This is a genomic window from Arthrobacter pascens, assembly GCF_030816475.1.
Lineage (GTDB): Bacteria > Actinomycetota > Actinomycetes > Actinomycetales > Micrococcaceae > Arthrobacter > Arthrobacter pascens_B.
Genome location: NZ_JAUSXF010000001.1, coordinates 4,132,844 through 4,153,118 on the forward strand (window position 1 = coordinate 4,132,844; position 20,275 = coordinate 4,153,118).

General features: G+C 65.0%; 20 protein-coding genes. 9 read left to right on the top strand and 11 right to left on the bottom strand.

Features of this window, described 5'->3' with window-relative positions; translation table 11 throughout:
- Positions 1–4: 4 nt before the first annotated feature.
- Positions 5–766: a class I SAM-dependent methyltransferase gene (locus QFZ40_RS19005; protein ID WP_306906998.1), complete on the bottom strand. Its 762-nt coding sequence runs from the start codon at positions 764–766 to the stop codon at positions 5–7.
- 120 nt (positions 767–886) lie between these two features.
- Between QFZ40_RS19005 and QFZ40_RS19010 the strand changes: the two genes are divergently transcribed.
- The 3 genes from QFZ40_RS19010 (at position 887) to QFZ40_RS19020 (ending at position 5,364) form a co-directional block, all read left to right on the top strand.
- Positions 887–2,572, top strand: a complete 1,686-nt coding sequence (locus tag QFZ40_RS19010) for a sensor histidine kinase (RefSeq protein WP_306906296.1) — start codon at positions 887–889, stop codon at positions 2,570–2,572.
- Between the two features lie 20 nt (positions 2,573–2,592).
- Positions 2,593–4,122 (top strand): putative bifunctional diguanylate cyclase/phosphodiesterase, encoded by a 1,530-nt coding sequence (locus tag QFZ40_RS19015; protein WP_306906297.1) that lies wholly within the window; start codon positions 2,593–2,595, stop codon positions 4,120–4,122.
- A 180-nt stretch (positions 4,123–4,302) separates the two neighbouring features.
- Positions 4,303–5,364, top strand: coding sequence for an EAL domain-containing protein (locus QFZ40_RS19020; protein WP_306906299.1), 1,062 nt, complete (start codon positions 4,303–4,305; stop codon positions 5,362–5,364).
- Positions 5,365–5,414: 50 nt separating this feature from the next.
- On the opposite strand, the gene QFZ40_RS19025 is transcribed toward QFZ40_RS19020, so the two are convergent.
- The gene (locus QFZ40_RS19025) at positions 5,415–5,645 is read right to left on the bottom strand and encodes a DUF6480 family protein (RefSeq protein ID WP_306906301.1); all 231 of its coding nucleotides are present in this window, start codon (positions 5,643–5,645) and stop codon (positions 5,415–5,417) included.
- Positions 5,646–5,779: 134 nt separating this feature from the next.
- Here QFZ40_RS19025 and QFZ40_RS19030 point away from each other — a divergent pair, with 134 nt between their 5' ends.
- Positions 5,780–6,214 carry a hypothetical protein gene (locus QFZ40_RS19030; RefSeq protein ID WP_306906302.1) on the top strand — a complete coding sequence of 145 codons (435 nt, stop codon included), beginning with the start codon at positions 5,780–5,782 and terminating at the stop codon, positions 6,212–6,214.
- Positions 6,215–6,263: 49 nt separating this feature from the next.
- On the opposite strand, the gene QFZ40_RS19035 is transcribed toward QFZ40_RS19030, so the two are convergent.
- The 3 genes from QFZ40_RS19035 to QFZ40_RS19045 form a co-directional block, all read right to left on the bottom strand.
- Positions 6,264–7,067: a glycerophosphodiester phosphodiesterase gene (locus tag QFZ40_RS19035; RefSeq protein ID WP_306906304.1), complete on the bottom strand. Its 804-nt coding sequence runs from the start codon at positions 7,065–7,067 to the stop codon at positions 6,264–6,266.
- Positions 7,068–7,095: 28 nt separating this feature from the next.
- The gene (locus QFZ40_RS19040) at positions 7,096–7,344 is read right to left on the bottom strand and encodes a hypothetical protein (RefSeq protein ID WP_306906306.1); all 249 of its coding nucleotides are present in this window, start codon (positions 7,342–7,344) and stop codon (positions 7,096–7,098) included.
- Between the two features lie 104 nt (positions 7,345–7,448).
- Positions 7,449–8,267 (bottom strand): HAD family hydrolase, encoded by an 819-nt coding sequence (locus QFZ40_RS19045; RefSeq protein ID WP_306906308.1) that lies wholly within the window; start codon positions 8,265–8,267, stop codon positions 7,449–7,451.
- A gap of 213 nt (positions 8,268–8,480) precedes the next feature.
- On the opposite strand from QFZ40_RS19045, the gene QFZ40_RS19050 reads away from it, so the two are divergent.
- Both QFZ40_RS19050 and QFZ40_RS19055 read left to right on the top strand, forming a co-directional pair.
- The gene (locus tag QFZ40_RS19050; RefSeq protein WP_306906310.1) at positions 8,481–9,665 is read left to right on the top strand and encodes an ABC transporter substrate-binding protein; all 1,185 of its coding nucleotides are present in this window, start codon (positions 8,481–8,483) and stop codon (positions 9,663–9,665) included.
- Positions 9,666–9,799: 134 nt separating this feature from the next.
- The gene (locus QFZ40_RS19055; protein ID WP_306906313.1) at positions 9,800–10,204 is read left to right on the top strand and encodes a hypothetical protein; all 405 of its coding nucleotides are present in this window, start codon (positions 9,800–9,802) and stop codon (positions 10,202–10,204) included.
- Positions 10,205–10,280: 76 nt separating this feature from the next.
- Here the strand turns inward: QFZ40_RS19055 and QFZ40_RS19060 are convergent, their stop codons facing one another.
- The 4 genes from QFZ40_RS19060 to QFZ40_RS19075 all read right to left on the bottom strand — a co-directional run bounded on the left by QFZ40_RS19060 (position 10,281) and on the right by QFZ40_RS19075 (position 14,294).
- Positions 10,281–11,228, bottom strand: a complete 948-nt coding sequence (locus QFZ40_RS19060) for a glycosyltransferase family 9 protein (RefSeq protein WP_306906315.1) — start codon at positions 11,226–11,228, stop codon at positions 10,281–10,283.
- Entirely contained in the window at positions 11,225–12,373 is a 1,149-nt protein-coding gene (locus tag QFZ40_RS19065) for a glycosyltransferase family 9 protein (RefSeq protein ID WP_306906317.1), read from the bottom strand. The genes QFZ40_RS19060 and QFZ40_RS19065 overlap by 4 nt, the downstream gene beginning before the upstream one ends.
- A gap of 134 nt (positions 12,374–12,507) precedes the next feature.
- Positions 12,508–13,446: a carbohydrate kinase family protein gene (locus tag QFZ40_RS19070; protein ID WP_306906318.1), complete on the bottom strand. Its 939-nt coding sequence runs from the start codon at positions 13,444–13,446 to the stop codon at positions 12,508–12,510.
- Positions 13,447–13,448: 2 nt separating this feature from the next.
- Positions 13,449–14,294: an alpha/beta hydrolase gene (locus QFZ40_RS19075; RefSeq protein ID WP_306906320.1), complete on the bottom strand. Its 846-nt coding sequence runs from the start codon at positions 14,292–14,294 to the stop codon at positions 13,449–13,451.
- Between the two features lie 265 nt (positions 14,295–14,559).
- Here QFZ40_RS19075 and QFZ40_RS19080 point away from each other — a divergent pair, with 265 nt between their 5' ends.
- The 3 genes from QFZ40_RS19080 to QFZ40_RS19090 are packed head-to-tail and all read left to right on the top strand — an operon-like array spanning position 14,560 to position 18,073.
- Positions 14,560–15,420 (top strand): polysaccharide deacetylase family protein, encoded by an 861-nt coding sequence (locus tag QFZ40_RS19080; protein ID WP_306906322.1) that lies wholly within the window; start codon positions 14,560–14,562, stop codon positions 15,418–15,420.
- 38 nt (positions 15,421–15,458) lie between these two features.
- Positions 15,459–16,565: a GTP pyrophosphokinase gene (locus QFZ40_RS19085; protein ID WP_306906323.1), complete on the top strand. Its 1,107-nt coding sequence runs from the start codon at positions 15,459–15,461 to the stop codon at positions 16,563–16,565.
- Between the two features lie 5 nt (positions 16,566–16,570).
- On the top strand, positions 16,571–18,073 hold the full coding sequence (locus QFZ40_RS19090) for a SulP family inorganic anion transporter (RefSeq protein WP_306906325.1): 1,503 nt from the start codon (positions 16,571–16,573) through the stop codon (positions 18,071–18,073).
- Between the two features lie 31 nt (positions 18,074–18,104).
- Here QFZ40_RS19090 and QFZ40_RS19095 read toward each other — a convergent pair whose 3' ends face one another.
- Both QFZ40_RS19095 and QFZ40_RS19100 read right to left on the bottom strand, forming a co-directional pair.
- Entirely contained in the window at positions 18,105–19,199 is a 1,095-nt protein-coding gene (locus QFZ40_RS19095) for a LacI family DNA-binding transcriptional regulator (RefSeq protein ID WP_306906328.1), read from the bottom strand.
- A 74-nt stretch (positions 19,200–19,273) separates the two neighbouring features.
- A complete protein-coding gene (locus QFZ40_RS19100) occupies positions 19,274–20,275 on the bottom strand; it encodes a sugar phosphate isomerase/epimerase family protein (protein WP_306906330.1) in 1,002 nt (333 codons plus the stop codon).

Here is a 20,275-nt window from a genome sequence, read left to right on the forward strand (position 1 = left end):
TCCGTTAGTGGCGCGCCCTCAGCACGGCGAAATATCCCGGGATCAGGCTCTCTCCGGCCACATCCGTCATACGGTTAGTCTCAATGGTCACAGGGCCGTCCTCCAGCAGTTCCCACGCCTCCGGCGGCATCACCCTGCCGCATTCCGATGGTCCGAAGTGTCCCGGCATCGGCAGCTCACGGATGGCCCGTTCCAGCGGCGCGGGGATATCCCGGATGGTTGCACCCAGATGCGTTACATAGTCCACAGGGTCACCCTGGAAATTGGTTTCCGCCAGGAAAACGGTACCCCGCGTTCCCACGAGATCCCTGAGATTGCCCACCAGTGCTGCCTGGTCTGCCGGCTCGAGGACATGCAGCACTCCGCGGATGAAAACGTTGGCATCGGTGGGCCCGGCCAGGCCGTGGCCCGCGCCGGGCGCCGTCATGTCGCGCACCACGTAGCTGACGTTCTCCATGCCCGCGGATTCCCTCCTGGCCCGGGCCACGGCGTGGTCCGAGACGTCAACACCGATGGCCTGCGGGAAGAATGCCGCGAGGCCGCGGGTGAAGCTGCCATGGCCGCATCCGATGTCCACCACTGGGAGGCCAGGGTCCAGATGCCTCTGCAGCGCGTCCAGGTAGCCAAGCAGCTCGTGGTCGTTTCCCGAGTCCCAGAGCACCTCCCCGCGGGGGCCCGTAGCGGCAATCCCGGCCCAGTACCGGTCCCAGGCCAGCGGCCGGTCTTTGGGCGCAGAACGGGACAACCGGATGAGCTTGGGAACCATCAGGTACTTCCGCAAAGCGGAGCGCACGGCAGCTACAGGCGAGGACACCGTCCAAATATATGTCCTGACGCACTCTGCAGCCTCTTCGATAACGGAGCAGCTGCCCCGTGTCCCCCTAGAATGTACTCAATCAGGAGCGAAGGGGGCACGGTGCAAGGGGACACACCATTTGTCGCAACTGGGCCGCACACCGCCATCGTGGCGGATCCAGACGCCGGACGCCGGGACTTCACCGCCGGGGCCCTGCGTGCTGCCGGTTATACCGTTCACGTTGCCGGGGACCCCGGGACTCTGTCCAGGTTGCTCGACGACGATATCCCGTCAGTGCTGGTGGTCGACAGTTCACTTTCCATGCTGGAGACCGATATTCCCGTCCTGGTCCTGGTGGACCTGGACAACCAGGCCGAGAGCGCGGCATTGGAGCGGCCCGGCATCCGCGACTGCGTCGCAAAACCTCCGGCGGCCAAGGAACTTGTCCAACGTGCCACCGCCCTCATCAACCTCGTCGCCCGGCGCACCGAGGCACGGCGGGAAGCGGAAGCCCTGAGGGAACGGCTCCGGCTGGTTTCTTCGGCCATCCGTGCAACGAACGATCCCCGCGAGATCGCGGACTGCGTGGTGTCAGGATTCGGTGAGACCTTCGCGGCGGACCGCGTATGGCTGACCACGTTCGACGACGACAGGGTGCCACGCATTACCGCACAGTGGAGCCGCCCCGGGCTCGAGGCCCTGCCGGACGGCAGTCTCACGGACGAGGACTCGGCCCTCCGGACCGCGGATCTCCTCTGGGCCAGGGCAGAAGTGCTGACGTCGGACGGATGGGACAGCTCTGATGCCGCCCCCGGCAGCTGGCTCCCCGGCTCCCTGGAGGCCAAACACGCCTCTGCATCAGTCCTGGTTCCGATGGGGGAAGGCGATTCATCGCTGGGCCTCATCTGGATCGCCCTCCTGGACAAGCCCCGGAGCTGGTCGCGGGCCGAACTGGGGCTCATCCAGCACGTGGCCGGCAATGCCGCCCACGGGCTGATCCAAAGCCACCTGATCAGCAGCCAGCAACAGGTTGTCAAGCAGCTTCAGCAGCTGGACAAGGCCAAAACCGATTTCCTGGCCACGGTCAACCATGAATTGCGTACTCCGCTGACGTCGATCATCGCGTACCTGGACATGATCCAGGAGAGCACTGTCAATCCGGTGTCCAGTGAGGTGCATCAGATGCTGGACATCGTGGTCCGCAACACCGAACGTTTGAGGCTGCTGATAGAAGACATGCTGAGCGTTTCCCGGAACGGCCAAACGGAGAGCTCGCTGCACCTGACACCCGTCCGGCTTGGCCGCACGCTGGATATTGTCACCGGCGCCCTGAGGCCGCTGGCGAAGCTCCAGAACGTGACCATAGCGCTGGAACCCGTACAGGAGGATCCTGAGATTATGGGGGATGAAGTTCAGCTGGAACAGGTTTTCACCAACCTGGTTTCCAACGCCATCAAGTTCACGCCCAGCGGGGGGAAGATCCATGTGGGCAGTGTGTCGCACGCGGCAGCTGACGGGACCCGCTGGGCCACCGTCAGCGTGGCGGATACAGGGATCGGCATTTCCAGCGACGAGCTCGCCCATGTATTCACCAGGTTCTACCGCGCCTCCAATGCCATGGCCGGGGCGGTCCCTGGCACTGGCCTGGGGCTGGCCATTACCCAGGACATCGTGAGCCGGCACGGGGGCAGGATCGACGTCGCGTCGGAACTGGGTGCAGGCACTACCGTCACCGTAAGCCTCCCCTTGGACAACGGCCGGAACCAAGCCAACTGACAGGGTGAGGAGGACTCCAGATGTTTGCTGACAACGATCCCAGGCTCTCCCAGCTGCTCGATGGCATCGTCCGGCTTGCCTCCGGCGACCTGAAATCCCGCATCGAAGTCTCCTCAGCCCGGGATGAGCTCGATGCCATCATCATGGGAACCAACCTGCTGGCCGAGGACCTGCAGATCATTTATGAGGAACTGGAGCAGCGGGTGGAGGTCCGTACCCAGATGCTCCATGAGGCCCATCTTGAAATGCAGAAAATGGCCATGCAGGATCCCCTCACAGGCCTGGCCAACCGCTCTGCCCTCCTCTCCGCCCTGAAATCCGCGCAGGGGGACGGTGCCACGAGTGAGCCGCCGGTTATCCTGCTGCTTGACCTGGATGCGTTCAAGTCCATCAACGACACCCTTGGCCATACGGCGGGCGACCAGGTTTTGATCACTGTCGGAGAACGTATCCAGGACTCCGTCCGGAGCACCGACGTTGTTGCCCGGCTGGGCGGGGACGAGTTCGCCGTCGTCATGCCCGCCACCGGCACCGACCAGGCCACCATTGTGGGCCGGCGTATCCTGGCGGCCCTCAGCGCGCCCATCGAACTGCCGGACCGGAGCATCCGCTGCGCGGCCAGCCTGGGGCTGAGCGTGGGAGACCAGGGGCAAGGGCCTGAGGAAATGCTCATGCAGGCCGACGTCGCCATGTACGCCTCAAAGGCCGAAGGGCAGAACAGGCTCCACATCTTCGAGCCCGGACTCCTGCTGGTCCGCCGGCTCCGCAGCCAACTGCTGGAAGATCTCCGTGCGGCCATCAGGGGCGAAGGGCTGGTCATGCACTACCAGCCCGTAGTGGAGCTGGCCACCGGACGGATCGAGGGCGTCGAGGCGCTGATCCGGTGGAACCATCCCACCCGCGGCTTCGTCATGCCCGACGAATTCATCCCTCTGGCGGAAGAGGCGGGGCTGATCTCCGAGCTGGGGCTTTGGGTGCTCAAGGAGGCCGTGGGACAGCTCCGGTCCTGGATCGCGGATTCAGTGGTGGACAGCAGGTTCTCCGTCCGGATCAACATCTCAGCTAGCGACCTCCAAAGCCTTCAGTTCATTGAGGACGTCCGCGGCGTGCTCAAGGAAACCGGCGTCCGTCCCGAGCAGGTTGTCCTGGAATTGACGGAAATGGCCATCGTGAAAGGCAACGAACTGGACCGCTATTCCCTGGCCGGCCTTCGGGGCCTGGGCGTAGGCATCGAGATTGACGACTTCGGGACGGGTTATTCCTCCATCAGCTACCTCCGGTCGCTGCCCGTGGACCGCGTCAAGGTTGACCGTTCGCTGATTGTCGGCCTCGGCACCGATCCTGCCCAGCCTGCGCTCGTGGCAGCGGTCCTCCAGCTTGTCCGGGCCTGTGGCCTGGAAGCGGTCTGGGAAGGCGTGGAGACTGCAGAGCAGGCCGAGCACCTGAGAAGCCTGGGATGCCTCAGCGCCCAAGGGTATTTTTTCAGCAGGCCGCTTCCGCCGGAACAGATCCCCGCCTTCGTGGCGGCGCAGTCCTCGAGGGCGACCTAGGCTTTAATGCGCCATAAGCTGCGCTTTTGTCCGTCCCGATATACGATCATCATGCGATGCCGATTTTTAGGACCAACGAAATCGGACTTAAACAAGAAGTAACGAATTCCGAAGGCGCCTGGAAATTTGAAAAACAATAGGGCCAACGGGCCATTACTTCGTCAACTGGGGGCGTAGCTAATGTCGGTTCGGGTACAAGCGTGGGGACTCATTGCCGCGGTGTTAGCGGATCAGGATCCTGCCGGCGCAGCAATACGGCAGCGCCTCAGCGACCGCCTCGATGAAAACCCCGGAGTTCCGGAGCGGGCGCTCCTGGAACACCTTCTGGAAACCCGGCAGCAGGATGCCCTCAGCGAGGGCAAACCGGACGTAGTCCACAGCCCGCTGCCGGTGGAGAGCATGCCCCCGCACCTGGTTGAGCAATTACAAACGCTGCGGAGCCAGTCGCGGATCAGCACCCTGCTTGAGAACCAGATGCTGATGACCGCTTTCCAGCCGATCTACGGCCTGGCGGCCGGGAGCGTGGTGGGCGTTGAGGCCTTGTCCCGCTTTGTCAGCGACGACGGCGCCAGTGCGGAGTTGTGGTTCGCCGAAGCCGCCTCCGTAGGGCTTGGCGCCAATCTGGAATTCTCCGCCCTGGGCTCCGCTGCCGCAGCGGCCGCAAACCTTCCGCCGCACCTTTATGTGTCGCTGAACATCTCGCCCACATCCTGCATTGATCCACGGCTGCCCGAATTGTTCGACCATATCGAACTGCCTATCGGCCGCATTGTCCTTGAATTGACTGAGGGAATACCGGACGAGGAATACCTGCATTTCATTTCCGCCATTACGCCGCTCCGCGAAAGCGGACTCCGCATCGCCATCGACGATTCACACTCCGGTGCCGGCGCCCTGAGCCGGATGCTGCACCTGCGCCCCGATTTCATCAAGCTGGGCAGGAATGTCATCAGCGGAGTGGACACCGACCCCTCCCAGCACGCCCTGGCAGCCTGCATGGTGGACTTCGCCGACCAGATCGGCGCCGTTCTGGTGGCCGAAGGCATCGAAACACCCGACGAACTGCGCGTTCTCACCGAACTGGGCATCAGCGCAGGCCAAGGCTACCTGCTGGGCCGCCCGTCAGTCCGCCCCCAGGACTGGAACGCGTGGAACACAGCTCTCGACCCCGACGGGCTCGGGCGCCACGTTGCTGCCGGAGACCAGCTGGCACACGATTCAGGCGGGGGCGACAAGCACTGACCCGCCTGTTCTAAGCCCGCCTGCTCCGGGCGGGGCGCATCGTCAGCAAGTTACTCGCTGTGCCCCTGGTCTCCGCTCATCTGGTCCTCGGCCGGTGGCGTCTCCCCCGGCGGCACTCCGCCGCCAGGCTCAAGGCCAGTAATGTTGCCCTCCAACGGATCGGGATTCGCGGAATCGGCCTGGCCCTGCTGCGCTGCGGCGGTGTTGTTGCCTGCCTTATCAGGACGTTTCCCTGGCTGATCAGGGTTGGCGGGATCGTTCTCCGGATGGTAGCTGCTCATGGTGCTGGTTCCTTCCTCGGACGGGCTGCGGTTCCTTCCTCAGCTCTGGACTAATTGTAAGCATGCTGATAATTCTGGAAGGGTAAGGCGCTGGCCCAGGCAGCCGGCGTGAGACGTCTAGAAGGAGTAGCCACATGGGTATCGGCGACAGCATCGGCAAAGCGGCAGAGAACGCCATGGAGGACCTGGCGGGGACATCCACGCCCACTGAAGACGCTCACGTCCCCGAACCGACAGACCCCAACAGCGACGTTGAAGTGCATTCCTCCATCAGCGAGGGCTCCAACGCCATGGAAGCCGAAAAGGAAAAGGCTCCCGGCTTGAAGACCGGCCCGGCAACCGGACCGGTATCAGGGAATCCGGCCAGCCCCAGCGACCAGCCCGGCGGCCGAGACACCGGCGAATCTGACACCGGCGAATCCGTGGACACGGGCTCGCCTACCGGGGCGCCGGACGTTCCGCGCGACGTTCCCGGATCCGCGGGCCTGCCCGAGGGGGATCCGGACGCGTTGCGCGCCGACCCCGGCGAGGGCGACGAGGATCCCTCCACCGGACTGGGACGAAGCTGACCCGCCGACGCTGAGGCAGGCAAATAACGCAGGTGAGGAGATCCGGGGATCAGCCGCCGGCCCACTCGCCGCGTTCCAGCATGACCATCTTGAGCAGATCCGCGCGGTCGGTCACGATGCCGTCCACGCCGAGGTCAAGCAGCCGCCGCATCTCCGCCGGATCATTGATGGTCCAGACGTGCACCACCAGGCCCAGGGCATGTGCACGCCGGATGTAGCCGTGGGTCACCACCCGGAAGGGGCCGTACCTGACCGGGACCTGAAGCGCGTGTACATCGCGCAGGGCGCGGCGGAGCACACTCCGGAGCAAGCGGACAGGCAGCAGGTTTCCCAGCGCAAAAACCAGGGTATTCGTCGTCATCCCTGCTGACGATGCCACGGGCCGGCTGAGCAGTTTCAGCACAGCCCGGCGCCGCCGGTCCGAGAAGCTGGCCACCAGCACCCGGTGGTGTGCGCCGTGCCGTTCGATTCCAGCGGCGAGGCTTTTCACAGAGGTCCAGTCCTTGACGTCAACGTTCAGGCGGACGTCAGGGAACGCTGTCACGAGGTCATCGAACAGCGGCACAGGCTCCCTCCCGCCGATGCGCGCGGCGGCAACCTCGGCGGCGGTGAGACCGGAGATCCGGCCGCGGCTGTCGGTGACACGATCCAGGGTGTCGTCATGGAAAACCAGCAGCACGCCGTCGGCAGTGGTCCGGACATCCGTTTCGAGGTACCGGTAACCGAGTTCGACGGCGGCGCGGAACGCGGCCATGGAGTTCTCCAGCCCCTCGGGCGAGAAACCCCGGTGGGCCAGGGCCACTGGGCGGGGGGGACGGGCAGCACCCGGAACGTCGAAAAAAGGCTCGGTCACGCTGCGAGCGTACCCGAGCGACGCCTCTTCAGTCGTGCCTTGGCACGATCTCCACGCCGTCGCTGCAGTGCAGCAGGATGCGGCCGCGGCCGCCGTCCAGGTCGACCCAGACAGCCGTGTGGTCCCACGTGATGGCATCCACGAGGCCGCCGGTTTCGAAGCCTGGCGTAAGGCGAACGCCCACGCGGTCGCCCTGCCTCAGTTCTTTCCAATGGGCTTCCGGCTGCGCAGCGTGCAGCGATGCCTCAGCTGCACGCTCGTTGACGTTCTTTGCCATGATGTCCCCTCAAACCGCGGATCGGTCTCCGTCAGCCACGCTACGGTCCGAAGGTAAACGCCAGGTGAGCATCAGCTGTGAAATCCCCGGCCAGCCGCTGAAGACTACGGAAGCTTGACGCCAAGGGCCGCCAGCCTGGCTTCGAGGACCTGGGCAACGCCGTCGTCGTCGAAATGGGGCGCCTGCTGGCCGGCGGCACGGATTGCCTCCGGGTGGCCGCTGGCCATGGCATAACCGTGTCCCGCCCAGCGCAGCATCTCGATGTCGTTGGGCATGTCGCCGAAGGCCACCACGTCGGCGGCGTCGATCCCCAGCGACCTCGCGTACTCGGCGAGGGTGACGGCCTTGTTGACGCCCGGCCGGGACAGCTCCAGCATGGCCACGGTGGGCGCGGAGTGGGTAGTGGCAGCCAGATGCGCGACGGCGGGTCCCACCTCGGCCAGGAACTCGTCCGCTGTGCCCTCCCGCACGATCGCGAGGAACTTCACCACTGCATCATCGGCGGCCAGCGTCTCGGCCAGCGGTGCGGGCTTGAACTCCCCCAGCAGTTCGCTGGATCCGTTTTCGATGAAGCCGGGCTCCAGGTGGAATCCGGTCAGGGTCTCTGCTGCGAACAGGGCTGTCGGCCGCAGGTCCTTGATGATCCGCCGGATTTCCAGCACAGCTTCGAGGCTCAGCGTCCGCGCGGACACGAGTTGGTCTGTCTCCAGGTTCCAGACCACTGCCCCGTTGGAGCAGATCACTGTGCCGGCGTGGCCGAGCTGTTCTTCCAGGGGGTGGAGCCAGCGCGGTGGGCGGCCGGTCACGAAAACGAGTTCGATGCCAGCGTCCCGGCAGGCGTGGAAGGCGCGGACTGTGCGGTCACTGATCTTTCCGTCGTGCCCAAGAATCGTTCCGTCCATGTCACTTGCTACCAGCCGCATCCTGCCAGTCTACGTGGGCTCAGGTCCCCGGGACCCCGGAGGACCGGCCTTCGCTGCCCGGAAGTGTGTCGCCCCGAGACCTTTCTTGACGCTTCACTACGCCGTATTGAGCCTGCGCGACGCCGCGTGACTGTGCGTGTCAGGCATCGTTGTGGCACTGCCGCAGCTCTCCGTAATCTCGTCTCCAGTAACCGCCCCAGCAAAGGAATTTCCATGTCAGCACCCCAGGACAAGAGTCCGCAGAACGAACCGGGCTCAACCCGCATCGTTGCCGGCCAGACAGCCTCCCCCAAGCGCCCCCTTGGCTTCAAGATCGGTATTGTGGCCGGCATCCTGGCCCTGGTGGGCGGCGGCGTAGCCGTTGCCTCCTCCGTGTCAGCAAACAACGCCAGCAGTTCAACCCAGCAGGCAGCGGCACCTGCGAACAACGCTGCGGCTGAGCTGAAGCTGGGCTATTTCGCGAACGTTACGCACGCTCCCGCGCTGGTGGGCCTGAGCAAGGGCTTCCTCCAGGACGCGCTGGGCAGCACCAAGCTCAGCACCCAGGTCTTCAACGCCGGCCCGGCAGCGATCGAGGCGCTGAACGCCGGCGCGATCGACGCCGCGTATGTCGGTCCCAACCCGGCCATCAACTCCTTCGTCAAGAGCCAGGGCGAGTCCGTCAGCATCATCGCCGGCGCCGCGGCAGGCGGCGCGCAGCTGGTGGTCCGGCCGACCATTAATTCCGCAGCGGACCTCAAGGGCAAGACCCTGGCGACCCCGCAGCTTGGCGGCACCCAGGATGTGGCGCTGCGTGCCTGGCTCACCAGCCAGGGCTACAAGACCAACGTGGACGGCAGCGGGGACGTGGCGATTAACCCCACTGACAACGCCCAGACGCTGAAGCTGTTCCAGGACGGAAAGCTCGACGGCGCCTGGCTGCCTGAGCCCTGGGCCTCCCGCCTGGTGCTCCAGGCCGGAGCCAAGGTCCTGGTGGACGAAAAGGACCTGTGGGACGGCTCGCTCTCCGGCAAACCGGGAGAGTTCCCCACCACCATCCTGATCGTGAACAAGAAATTCGCCGCCGAGCACCCGGACACGGTCAAGGCACTGCTCAAGGGCCACGCCAAGTCAGTGGACTGGCTCAACACGGCATCGGCTGACGAAAAGGCAAGCGTCATTAATACCGCCCTCAAGACCGCTGCCGGTGCCGAGCTCAGTTCCGATGTCATCCAGCGGTCGCTGCAGAACATTGTGTTTACAGTGGACCCGCTGGCTGGCACCTACAAGAAACTCCTGCAGGACGGCGTCACTGCCGGTACCACCAAGCAGGCCGACATCAACGGCATCTTCGACCTGACGGCCCTTAACGAAGTCACCGGGGAGAAGACCTCAGCCGCCGGGCTGGGCAAGGAGTAGCCCAGAGCATAGTGATCCCCGGCTGCGTGAGTGCTGGTCCGGAATGCGGACCAGCACTCACGCGGTGCGTTTTCGTCGACGTTGCCCCGCTCCGACGGTAAGGTGTGATGCACAGCTGTCCAGGGGGAATTGCTATGACAAATGATCAGATCGTGCAATGGCAGTGCGACAAGTGCGGCGGGGATGTTGCAGGCTCAGAAGGCTACCTTTCCGTTGACATGCCCGCCGTGAATCTTGCCGAGCGGGCCCGGCAGGAGCGGGAGATCCATCACGGCACGCCTGCAACAGGCGGACTCGGGCCCGTACCGGATACCGCAGAGCAGCCCGAGAAAGTTCAATGGCGGGTACACCACAGTGCCTGTGACCCGGACTCGGGCAGCATGAGCTACGGCATCGACGTAGCGGACATAGCAGCTCTTTCGCGGGTGCTTGCCTGGACGCTGCATTTCATGGACACCAAGGACTGGATCAGGCATACCGACTGGACGTCCTTCGTGCGCGCCAGGACAGGCGTGGACCTGCGGCGCGAACGGGCCTAGCAGAGCCGGTATTGGCTGTCCCGCACGCATTGTACCGGCACAGCGGGAAACGCTCAGGTGGCAGGGGGCCCGCTGCTTAGAGAAGGCCCAACTCCCTGACTGCCGCAAGAACGTCAGGGACCGAAACGGCCAGCAGCGCCGGATCCGGGTCCTTGGCAAAAGTGTCGCCTCGCCGCAGTTCAGCACGCGTCAGGACCACATGCGGACCGGGCGGCGGCCCCCAGATTTCAGGTGGCGCCGGTCCGAATAGAACAACCGAGGACGTGCCGTACGCGGTGGCCAGGTGCGCGGCACCTGTATCGGCGGAGATGACGAGCCGGGCTGCGGCGATAGTTGCCGCAAATTCGCCGAGGCTCAAGTTTCCCGCCAGGACAGCGGTATCGGACAGGCCTGCACGGCGGCACACATCAAGCGCGCGTTCACGCTCACCTGCCCCGCCGGTAAAAATAACGTGATGACCCGCCCCCGCAAGGTACGCGGCGACGGCGGCGAAACGCTCCGCGGGCCAGAGCCGGCTTCCGTAGGCGGCTCCGACATGCAGCACCGTTGACCCCGGTACCGGGCTGGCCACAGCGGGAACGCTGAGCCGGAAGTCAAGGGGATCCGCTTCGATCCCATGCCATTCCAGGAGCCTGACCCATCTTTCCCGCTCATGGAGTTCCGGCTGCCAGCATGGCCCGTCACGGTACCGGCTGCGGTGGCCGATGGTCCGGCGGGCACGCAGGGCCTCGATCCTGTCCTGGCTCTCCGGACCGCTGCCGTGGAGGTTCACTGCCACATCCACCAGGCCGGGTTTCACCGGCAACGGTTCATCCAGCCCGTGCGTGGGCAGCAGTTCATAGCCGCCTACCAGACCGAGGGCTTCGGTAAGCCACGCCTGCGCCGCATACCGCAGCCTGTGGCCGGGAAAGGCGCGGCGAAGGGCATGCAGGGCCGGAACCGCCACCAGAAGGTCGCCCAGTTTCAGCGCCCGCAGCACCAGCAGTTCAGGTTTCCCGTCCTGTTTCCCGTCCTGGAGCGTCATGCCTTCCAATCCCCCGAAAAGGCTGCAGTTGCGGCGAGGCTGCGGACGTCCTCGTGGACTTCCCGCACGCCGACCTCGGCCACTACCGAGTCATCGTGGGGACATCGCGGTGCCGTCCAGCCAACCTGTGTGACGTCTATCCCGCAGGTCGGGCAGGTGGTCACCCAGGAAGCGTGGACGCGGTGAAGGCTCCGGCCCAAAGCTCCGGCGTTGATGACGTTTCCGGCCCAGAAAATGCCCACGGTGGGGACCCCGAGGGCCTGGGCGAGATGCCGGGGACCGCTATCGTTGCCAACCACCACTGCACTGCGGGAAAGGAGCGCCACGAGGCCTGCCATGTCCAGTTCTCCCGCCACGGAACGGATAGCTGCAGATCCTGCCAGCGTCACGATCCGCTCTGCCAGCTGCCTTTCGGACCTGTCGCCGATTACCACCACGTGGCAGCCGTCGGCGGCACAGGCGATCGCCAGCTCCGCAAAGCGGTCCGCGGGCCAGCGCCGTCGCTGGTCGGTGGCACCGGGATGCAGTACCACCAGCGGCTGGGCGTTTGTTTCCGCGATACCTTCCGGTAATCCGACGGAGTCTGCCGCGGTCAGCCTCGCTTCCAGGTCCACCGGAAAGGCTCCCGCAAATCCGGCCACCTCCAAGGCCCGCAGCGGCTCATGCTGATAGTAGAGATAGGGAACTGTCCGCTCCAGGCTGGCCGCATCCGCTGTTCGCGTGCCCACGGTATGACGGGCTCCGAGGCGGAGCAGGAACGGATTCGAGTATCGCCCTCCGCCATGGAGCTGGACGGCAAGGTCGAAGCGCTGCTCCCGCATCTCCGCGAAGAAGCGGTCCAGCTCATCGGGGTCTTCTTCACCGGGCCGGACCCCCTCGGCAAACGGCAGGAGGCGCACCTCGTCCACAGGACTGTTCGTCGCTTCAATGAGGGCCTGGTGCACAGGCGTTCCCAGCAGGGTGACCGTCGCCCCGGGGTAGGCAGCCTTGAGCGCGGCCATGGCGGGAATGGCAAAGATCAGGTCTCCCAGTCCGCCGCCGCGGAGGACCGCAATCCGGGAGACGCCGTCGAACTTTTCCAGGACGGGGCCCACACCGATGCCGCGACGGACCGAACCGCCGAATTCTGCCGTCAACTGCTCCACGGAGGCTCCCTTCGGTTCAGGCGGCCCTTACGCACTGTTCCTTTGCCGCCGTCGGCCGCTTGCTTGTGCAGCCACAATACGGCGATCCGGCCAAAGGCGCGAGAAGGGCACCCTCCCCCCACTGGCCGTCGAGCTCAAAAGCCCGGAACGGCATTCAGTTCTGCTCGCGTGGGCGGGTTCGCTCCCGGCCGGGACACGGTGACGGCGGCGGCCCGGGACGCGTGGCCCAGGAGTTCCTCCAGTCCCTCGGCCGGAAGCTCGCGGAGGTCCTTGCGGTTCTGGGCGCCGTCCAGGCCGCGGTCCACGATGCCGGAGAGCAGCGCCGCCATGAAGGAATCGCCTGCGCCCACCGTATCCGCCACGTCCACCCGGGGAGGGACACACTCGGCTTCGCCGGCTGCCGTGATGCCCCACGGACCGGTCGCCCCCCGGGTGACCACCACCATGGCCGGTCCCCCGGAGCCTCCCAATTTAAGCCAGCGGCGGGCCGAATCCAGGACGTCTTCCCCGGGGTAAAGCCATCCCAGGTCCTCATCGGAGGCCTTGACGACATCCGCCAGGCTGACGAACTTCTCAGCCTGCCGGCGCGCGTAGTCCACGTCCCCGATAATGCTGGGCCGGCAGTTGGGGTCAAAGCTGATGGTCGCAAAGGGGTGGGCCTGCTCGACGGCGGCCAGCACGTCGGCGGCACCGGGGGCCAGCATGGTGGCGATGGATCCGGTGTGCAGCAGGGTGGTTCCCTGCAGCATGAAGGCCAGGCGGTCTTTCAGGCCGGGAAGCTCCCAGGTGAGGTCGAACGTGTAGGCAGCGGCGCCGTCGTCGTCAATCAGGGCGGTGGCAACGCTGGTGGGAAGATCGTCAGGGCCCAGCGGAAGCATCACGGAACTGGAGCGGAGGTGCGCAGCCACCGCATCCCCGTAGGCGTCCCGCCCGTAGCGGCCGATGAACTGTACCGGGTGGTCAAGGCGGGCAAGGCCCACGGCAACATTCAGGGGACTGCCGCCCACATGGGCTTCAATGCCTGAAGCGCGCTGGACAACGTCGACCAGGCCCTCGCCGATGACGGTGAGCATGCTTATACTCTCCCAGAGAAGCGGGCCCGGGAAATACGGGTTGGCTGGCCCAGGAGCCCCTGTACCAGTTCGCGGCATTTCTTGTAGGCGGCGGATCTCGGATCGATGAGCGCGTAGTGGTCGCCCGGAACCTTGGTCAGCTGCGGAGGGAACGGTGCCCTCCGTCCGGCTGCCACATACGCTTCCGACTGGCTCAACGGAACGTCGGCGTCCGCCGTGGCATGGACAACGTGGACGGGAAGGTCAAGCGGGAGGGCGGACATGGGGTCCGCATACTTGTGGCGCAGCGGATATTTCGACGACGATCCGCCCATCAGGTTGCTCACGGCACCGCTGCTGAGGTCCTGTTTCTCCGCCGCGGCAAGGTTGAGCAGCCCGGACTGGCTCACCACGCCGGTCAGGAGCACGGCCTGGTCACCGGCGTTTCGCCTGACCTGGCGGTCCGCGTCCGCCAGGCCAAGCTGCGAGAGCCTGCTCCTGCCGGCGGCCCAGGTTGCCAGATGGCCTCCTGCGGAATGGCCCAGCGCCACCACAGAGCCCAGTTTGAGGGCATGGGCGGCGGCGATGTCCCTGAGCTTGTCGATTCCGGCCAGCACGTCTTCAAAGGTGTGGGGCCAGCCTCCGCCATTACCCGCGCGGCGGTACTCAAGGTTCCAGGCGGCCATCCCGTGCGCGGCCAGGTCCTTGGCGATCGGCTCCCCCAGTTCTGCGCCGTACTGCGAGCGCCAGTAGCCTCCGTGGATCACGACCACTACGCCGAAATGCGACGAGCCATCGGGCAGTTCGGGCAGGAAAAGCTCACCCCACTGGCTTGGATCCCCGCCGTACTGATACTTGTGCCGCTTCACTGCATCCTCCTGTACGTCCCCCTGGGGCACCTGCCGCCGCGGGCCGCCGTCCTTGGAAAGGCTCGGCCCCGGGGCATCAGCCCTCCTCCGAGCCTACAGGGAGGTTCGCGGCCGGTCCGGGAGGTTCCGAAGTTCGCAACAACCGACCGGGCATTTCCATCTGCCGGCCCGACACGGGCCACTTCGTCATCATGACCGTGCCGGGTCCACCCATGCAGTATTGTTCGCTGGGAAGCCACAAGAACGAACAGAACCAGGAATGTGCATGTGCCAAGGGCACGCGATCCTCAGCCCGGCCGTCAGCCGGCGCCTCGCCCTTTCGGCATTGACCGCATCACTGGTGGCAGGACTGGGCGCCTGCTCCGACGGCCCGCCGGGACCGGCCGGCAACACTTCCGCCCTGGCTGCCCCGGATGCAGTCCAGGCGGCGGCACTGGCTGATGCGGGCGCTGCCGCCACCCCGCCGGTTCCGGTTCCGGTTGCAACGAAAAGAATCAGGAAGAGCTTCATTCCGGACGTTGGCCTTCCGCCTATAGTTAACGGCCTCGCACCAGTCATCACCCGGATCCCTACCAAGCATCCGGTCGTCTTCCTCACGATCGACGACGGCGGCACGAAGAATCCGGACATGCCTGCGCTCATGTCCGGCTATGACTACCCCGCAACGATTTTCCTGGCACAGACCTACGTCAAGGACAATCCGGCCTTCTTCAAGCAATTTGAGTCGCAGGGAAGCCTGATCGAAAACCACACCATCAGCCATAACGTGAACATGGTGCAGAAGCTGGGCTACGCGGACCAGCTCGCCGAAATCACCGGCATGCAGGGCTTCGTCAAAGACCAATATGGAAGGCTGCCCACCCTCTTCCGTCCGCCCGGCGGTGCCTACTCAAATGTGATGAGGAAGGCTGTTGCCGATGCGGGCCTGAAGGCCGTGATCACCTGGGAGGCAAAAGCCAACGCCGGGAAAATGGACTACCAGTATGGCAACGCTCTGCGTCCGGGAGATATAGTCCTGATGCATTTCCGGCCCGAATTCGCCGCTGACCTGGGAGCATTCCGCCAGGCCCAGCTGGAGGCCGGGCTTGAAGTGGTGTTGCTGGAGGACTTCCTCGGCGTCAGATAGGCGCCCGCACTGTCAGACCTCCGCCGTAAGCTGGGACCATGCCGAGTAACTGGGACAGCCTGGACGTCAGCCTCCGGGGATCCGTGCAGGAAAACGTGGAGCTGTACGAGCGCGTCCGCCCTGCCCTGAAGCTGGTCACCAAGGATGTCCTCCATATCCTCCGCGACATGCTCAAGGATACCGAGGTCACTCCCCTGTTTGTCACCGGCCGGACCAAGTCGGTGGAATCGTTCCGGGAGAAGATCTCCCGCATCGAGGAACCGCTGGAGCCGGGCGGACCGCCGGCGCTGAAGTTTCCGGACCCGTTTCGCACGCTCAATGACATGGTTGGCGTCCGGGTCATCACCAAGCTTCCGGCCGAGAATGCGTCCGTGGCAAACCTCATCAAGCGCCAGCGCCAGGTCTTTGACTGCCGCGGGGACCGGGAGAAGGACATCGGTTCCATCGAGTCCGGTACCTACGGCTACTCCAGCCGCCACCTCATCCTGCGGACCATCCAGAACGAGGCCGTCAAGGAGTACCAGCAGGTCTTCAATCCGGATGTCCAGCCCAACGGCAGCTATTTCTTCGAATGCCAGATCCGCACTGTTTTCGCGCATGCGTGGAGCGAGATCGAGCACGATATCCGGTTCAAGGCCGAGGACCCCCGCGCCTGGACACCGCATTTCGACCGGCAGTTCACCGCCACTGCCGCCATGCTGGAAACAGTTGAAAGCGCCTTCGCGGACCTGCACGAACGCTACGAGGAAGTCCGCAGCTACTGGGATATGGAGGGTGAAGGCGCTGCGCCGCTCACCCCTAACAGGATCCGGGACGTCTGGCGTACCCTGCTCCCGCACGTGGACCGTAAAGTGGATGATGACTGGGGCTGGGCCGCCGAACTCATGGCTGCGCATGGCCTCAACCAGACCGTCCAGCTGGCCGGCCTGCTCAGTGCCAACCGGATCACCGAGGTCCGCAAGGCACTGGACCACCGTTACTCCCCCGGACCGGACCGCCTGCTGGATGATCTCCTGCTCTGGCAGTACGGCCCCAAACACATCGACCTCACCGCCGAGGCGCCCGACGCCGTTCCGCACCCGCGGCGCGACAGCCTCCTGCTGCGACTGAAGCAGATCGATCGCTACCGCCAGACCAAGAAATAGGATCCATGCAGCCCTTGCAGCTCCAATCCGTCCGGGCCACCCTCCGTTCACCCCGCCGGCTCAAGACCGAGGCGCTTGCAGGGCTGGTGGTGGCGCTGGCGCTGATCCCGGAGGCCATCGCCTTCTCAGTGATTGCCGGCGTGGATCCGCGGATCGGGCTGTTCGCCTCCTTCACGATGGCTGTCACCATCTCCTTCGTGGGCGGACGGCCGGCCATGATCTCCGCGGCCACGGGAGCGGTAGCACTGGTCATTGCCCCGCTGATGCGCAGCCACGGCCTGGATTACCTCATTGCCGCGGTGATCCTGGCCGGCGTCTTCCAGATCCTGCTGGCCGTCCTGGGGGTTACCAGGCTGATGCGGTTCATTCCGCGCTCGGTGATGGTGGGCTTCGTCAATGCCCTCGCCATCCTGGTGTTCCTGGCGCAGTTGCCTGAGCTGATCGGCGTGCCGTGGATGGTTTATCCGCTGGTGGCCGTTGGCCTGGTGATTGTTGTGGCTCTGCCAAGAATCACGACGGCGGTTCCCTCACCGCTGGTGGCCATTGTGCTGCTCACGCTGTTTACTGTCCTGGCAGGGGTGGACGTGCCAACGGTCCAGGACAAGGGCCAGCTGCCGCAGAGCCTGCCCACACTGTTCTTCCCGCATGTCCCGCTGACTTGGGAGACCTTCCAGGTCCTGGCGCCTTTCTCCCTGTCGATGGCGCTGGTAGGGCTGCTGGAATCACTGCTGACGGCCAAACTGGTGGATGACGTCACGGACACGCGTTCCAACAAGACCCGCGAAGCCTGGGGCCAGGGTGTGGCCAACATCGTCACCGGTTTCCTCGGTGGCATGGGCGGCTGTGCGGTGATCGGCCAGACCATGATCAACGTCAAGGGCTCAGGCGCACGGAGCCGGGTATCCACCTTCCTCGCCGGTGTCTTCCTGCTTGTCCTCGTAGTGGTGCTGGGCGACGTCGTGGGCCTCATCCCCATGGCCGCCCTGGTGGCGGTAATGATCTTCGTCTCCGCCATCACGTTCGAGTGGCACTCCATTGCCCCGCGGACCCTGCGGCGGATGCCCAAGTCCGAGACCGCAGTCATGCTGATCACCGTCGGCGTGGTGTCCGCCACGCACAACCTGGCCATCGGCGTGGGCGCGGGAGTCCTGGCAGCAATGGCCATGTTCGCCCGGCGGGTGGCCCACTTCGTCACGGTGGAACGTACGGTGGTGGAGCTGAACGGCGAGAAGGTGGCCACGTATACGGTGGACGGCGAACTGTTCTTTGCCTCCTCCAACGACCTCTACACCCAGTTCGAATATGCCCTGGATGCGGAGCCGGACATCAGCCGGGTGGTGGTGGACCTGCACGCCTCGCACCTGTGGGACGCCTCCACCATCGCCGTGCTCGATGCCGTCACGGAAAAGTACCGCCGGCACGGGCGCGAAGTGGAGCTGATCGGGCTGAACTCGGCCAGCATCCAGATGCGGGAGCGGCTGGCAGGCAAGCTCAACGCTGGGCACTAGAGGCGAACGTGGACTGACCCAGGCACCAGCCCTACACGCTCTTACTGTTTTTCTGTTGTGGCATCGGCAGTGATTGCCGGCCGGTTCCTTGTGGTGCTGCTGTTGACTGCCGGATCATGAGCTCTGGAGACCAAAGTGCCGGGTGGGTGACGCTGCGGTCACCTTCCAAGGCGGCGAGGAGACTTTGTGCTCCCTCCGCCGCCCTCCGGGTTGAATATCGAATGACCGTCGTCAATTCCAGTGATTTGCCAAGGTCCTGGCCATCAATTCCCATGATGGACAGGTCTTCCGGAATCCTCAGGCCAGCGTTCCCGGCTTCCAACAGCACGCCCAAAGCAATCTGGTCGGAAGCGCAGACGATGGCGGTCGGCTTTGATCCGGGCTCGGCCCATAGAAGGCTGAACGCGGTCCGGCTGTTGCGGATCGCCCCGGGCTGATCTTCTATCCGGACTTCCCTTAGCTTGAGGCCATCAGCGTTCAGAGCGCTCGTCCGGTGTTCCCGCACGGCTGCCAGCAGACCGTTCCGGGACTGGGCCCCAAGTCCGCCATGGAAGAAGGCCAGGTCCGTGTGCCCAAGCTGAACCAGGTGGCGAATTGCGGTGGTTGCGGCGTCCAGGTCACTGTCGTCCTGCTCGCCGTGCAGACCGATCACGATGTGCGGCATCCCGCTCCGCTGCAGTTGATCGATCTCGTCCTTTTCCAGGGTGGCCGCTCCCAGAACCAGAAGCGCGTCCACACGTCGGCAGAGCATGTTCAGGTCTCGAGGGAACCGTGGACTGGCAGAGGAATCCGGGAGATGCAGCAGAACAAGGGAGTAATCCCGCCCGCGGAGTGCCCGCGCGGCACCTTCAACAGCTGCGCCGTAGTCGGGGTGGCGAACGGAGGAAGTGACAACGCCAATGCTTCGTGTTTTGCCAGTGGCGAGCCCTGCCGCGGAGGCTGACGCAGCGTAGCCCAAGGCTTGGGCGATTTCGAGAATTCTCGTCCGTGTGGGTTGGGCGACTCTGGGAAGACCCCTGATGGCGCGGGATACAGTGGCCGTGGAAACACCGGCCGCCGCGGCCACGTCTTCGATGCTTGGCTTAGGGTGGTGCGCCCGGGTTGCTCTGACGGCCGGCAGTATCATGATCCGAATCCTTTGCAGTACGTGCCCCTGGAGTTGTCAGGCCCGGGCCGTCTGGTGCGCCGGTACCGCCGCTGCTAGTCCTTGGTGCTGAAGGCGGCGTCGAAGGAGGTTTGCGAGGCCGGGTAGTCGTACTTTTTGAGGGCGGCGAGGGCTTCGGGGGCGCCGTGGAGGCGGTCCATGCCGGCGTCTTCCCATTCAACGGAGATGGGTCCGGTGTAGCCGATGGCGGTAAGGGCGCGGAAGGAGGATTCCCAGGGGACGTCACCGCGCCCGGCGGAGACGAAGTCCCAGCCGCGCCGGGGATCGCCCCAGGGCAGGTGGGAGCCCATCACGGTGTTCCGGCCGGTGAACCGGAGCTTGGTGTCCTTGCAGTCCACGTGGTAGATCCGGTCCTTGAAGTCCCAGATGAAGGAGACGGGGTCGATGCCCTGCCACATGAAGTGGGAGGGGTCCCAGTTCAGGCCGAAGGCTTCGCGGTGCCCGATCGCTTCGAGGGTGCGGACGGTGGTCCAGTAGTCGTAGGCGATTTCGGAGGGGTGGACTTCGTGGGCGAAGCGGACGCCGCAGTCATCGAAGACGTCCAGGATCGGGTTCCAGCGGTCCGCGAAGTCCTGGTAGCCGGCGTCGATGACTTTTTCCGGGACGGGCGGGAACATCGCGACGTACTGCCAGATGGAGGAGCCGGTGAACCCGACGACGGTGTCCACGCCCAGGGCTTTGGCGAGGCGGGCGGTGTGTTTCATTTCCTCTGCGGCACGGGTCCGGACGCCTTCGGGGTCTCCGTCGCCCCAGACTTTGGATCCGACGATGGCTTCGTGGCGGAAGTCGATGGGGTCATCGCAGACGGCCTGGCCCTTGAGGTGGTTGGAGATGGCCCAGACCTTGAGGTTGTATTTCTCCAGTACGGCGAGTTTGGAGTCGACGTAGCCGGGTTCCTCCCAGCGCCAGGCGTCCAGGTGGTCTCCGGAGACGGCGATTTCTAGGCCGTCATAGCCCCAGCCGGACGCCAGCCTGGCGACTTCCTCGAAGGGGAGGTCGGCCCACTGGCCGGTGAACAGGGTAAACGGGCGGGACAT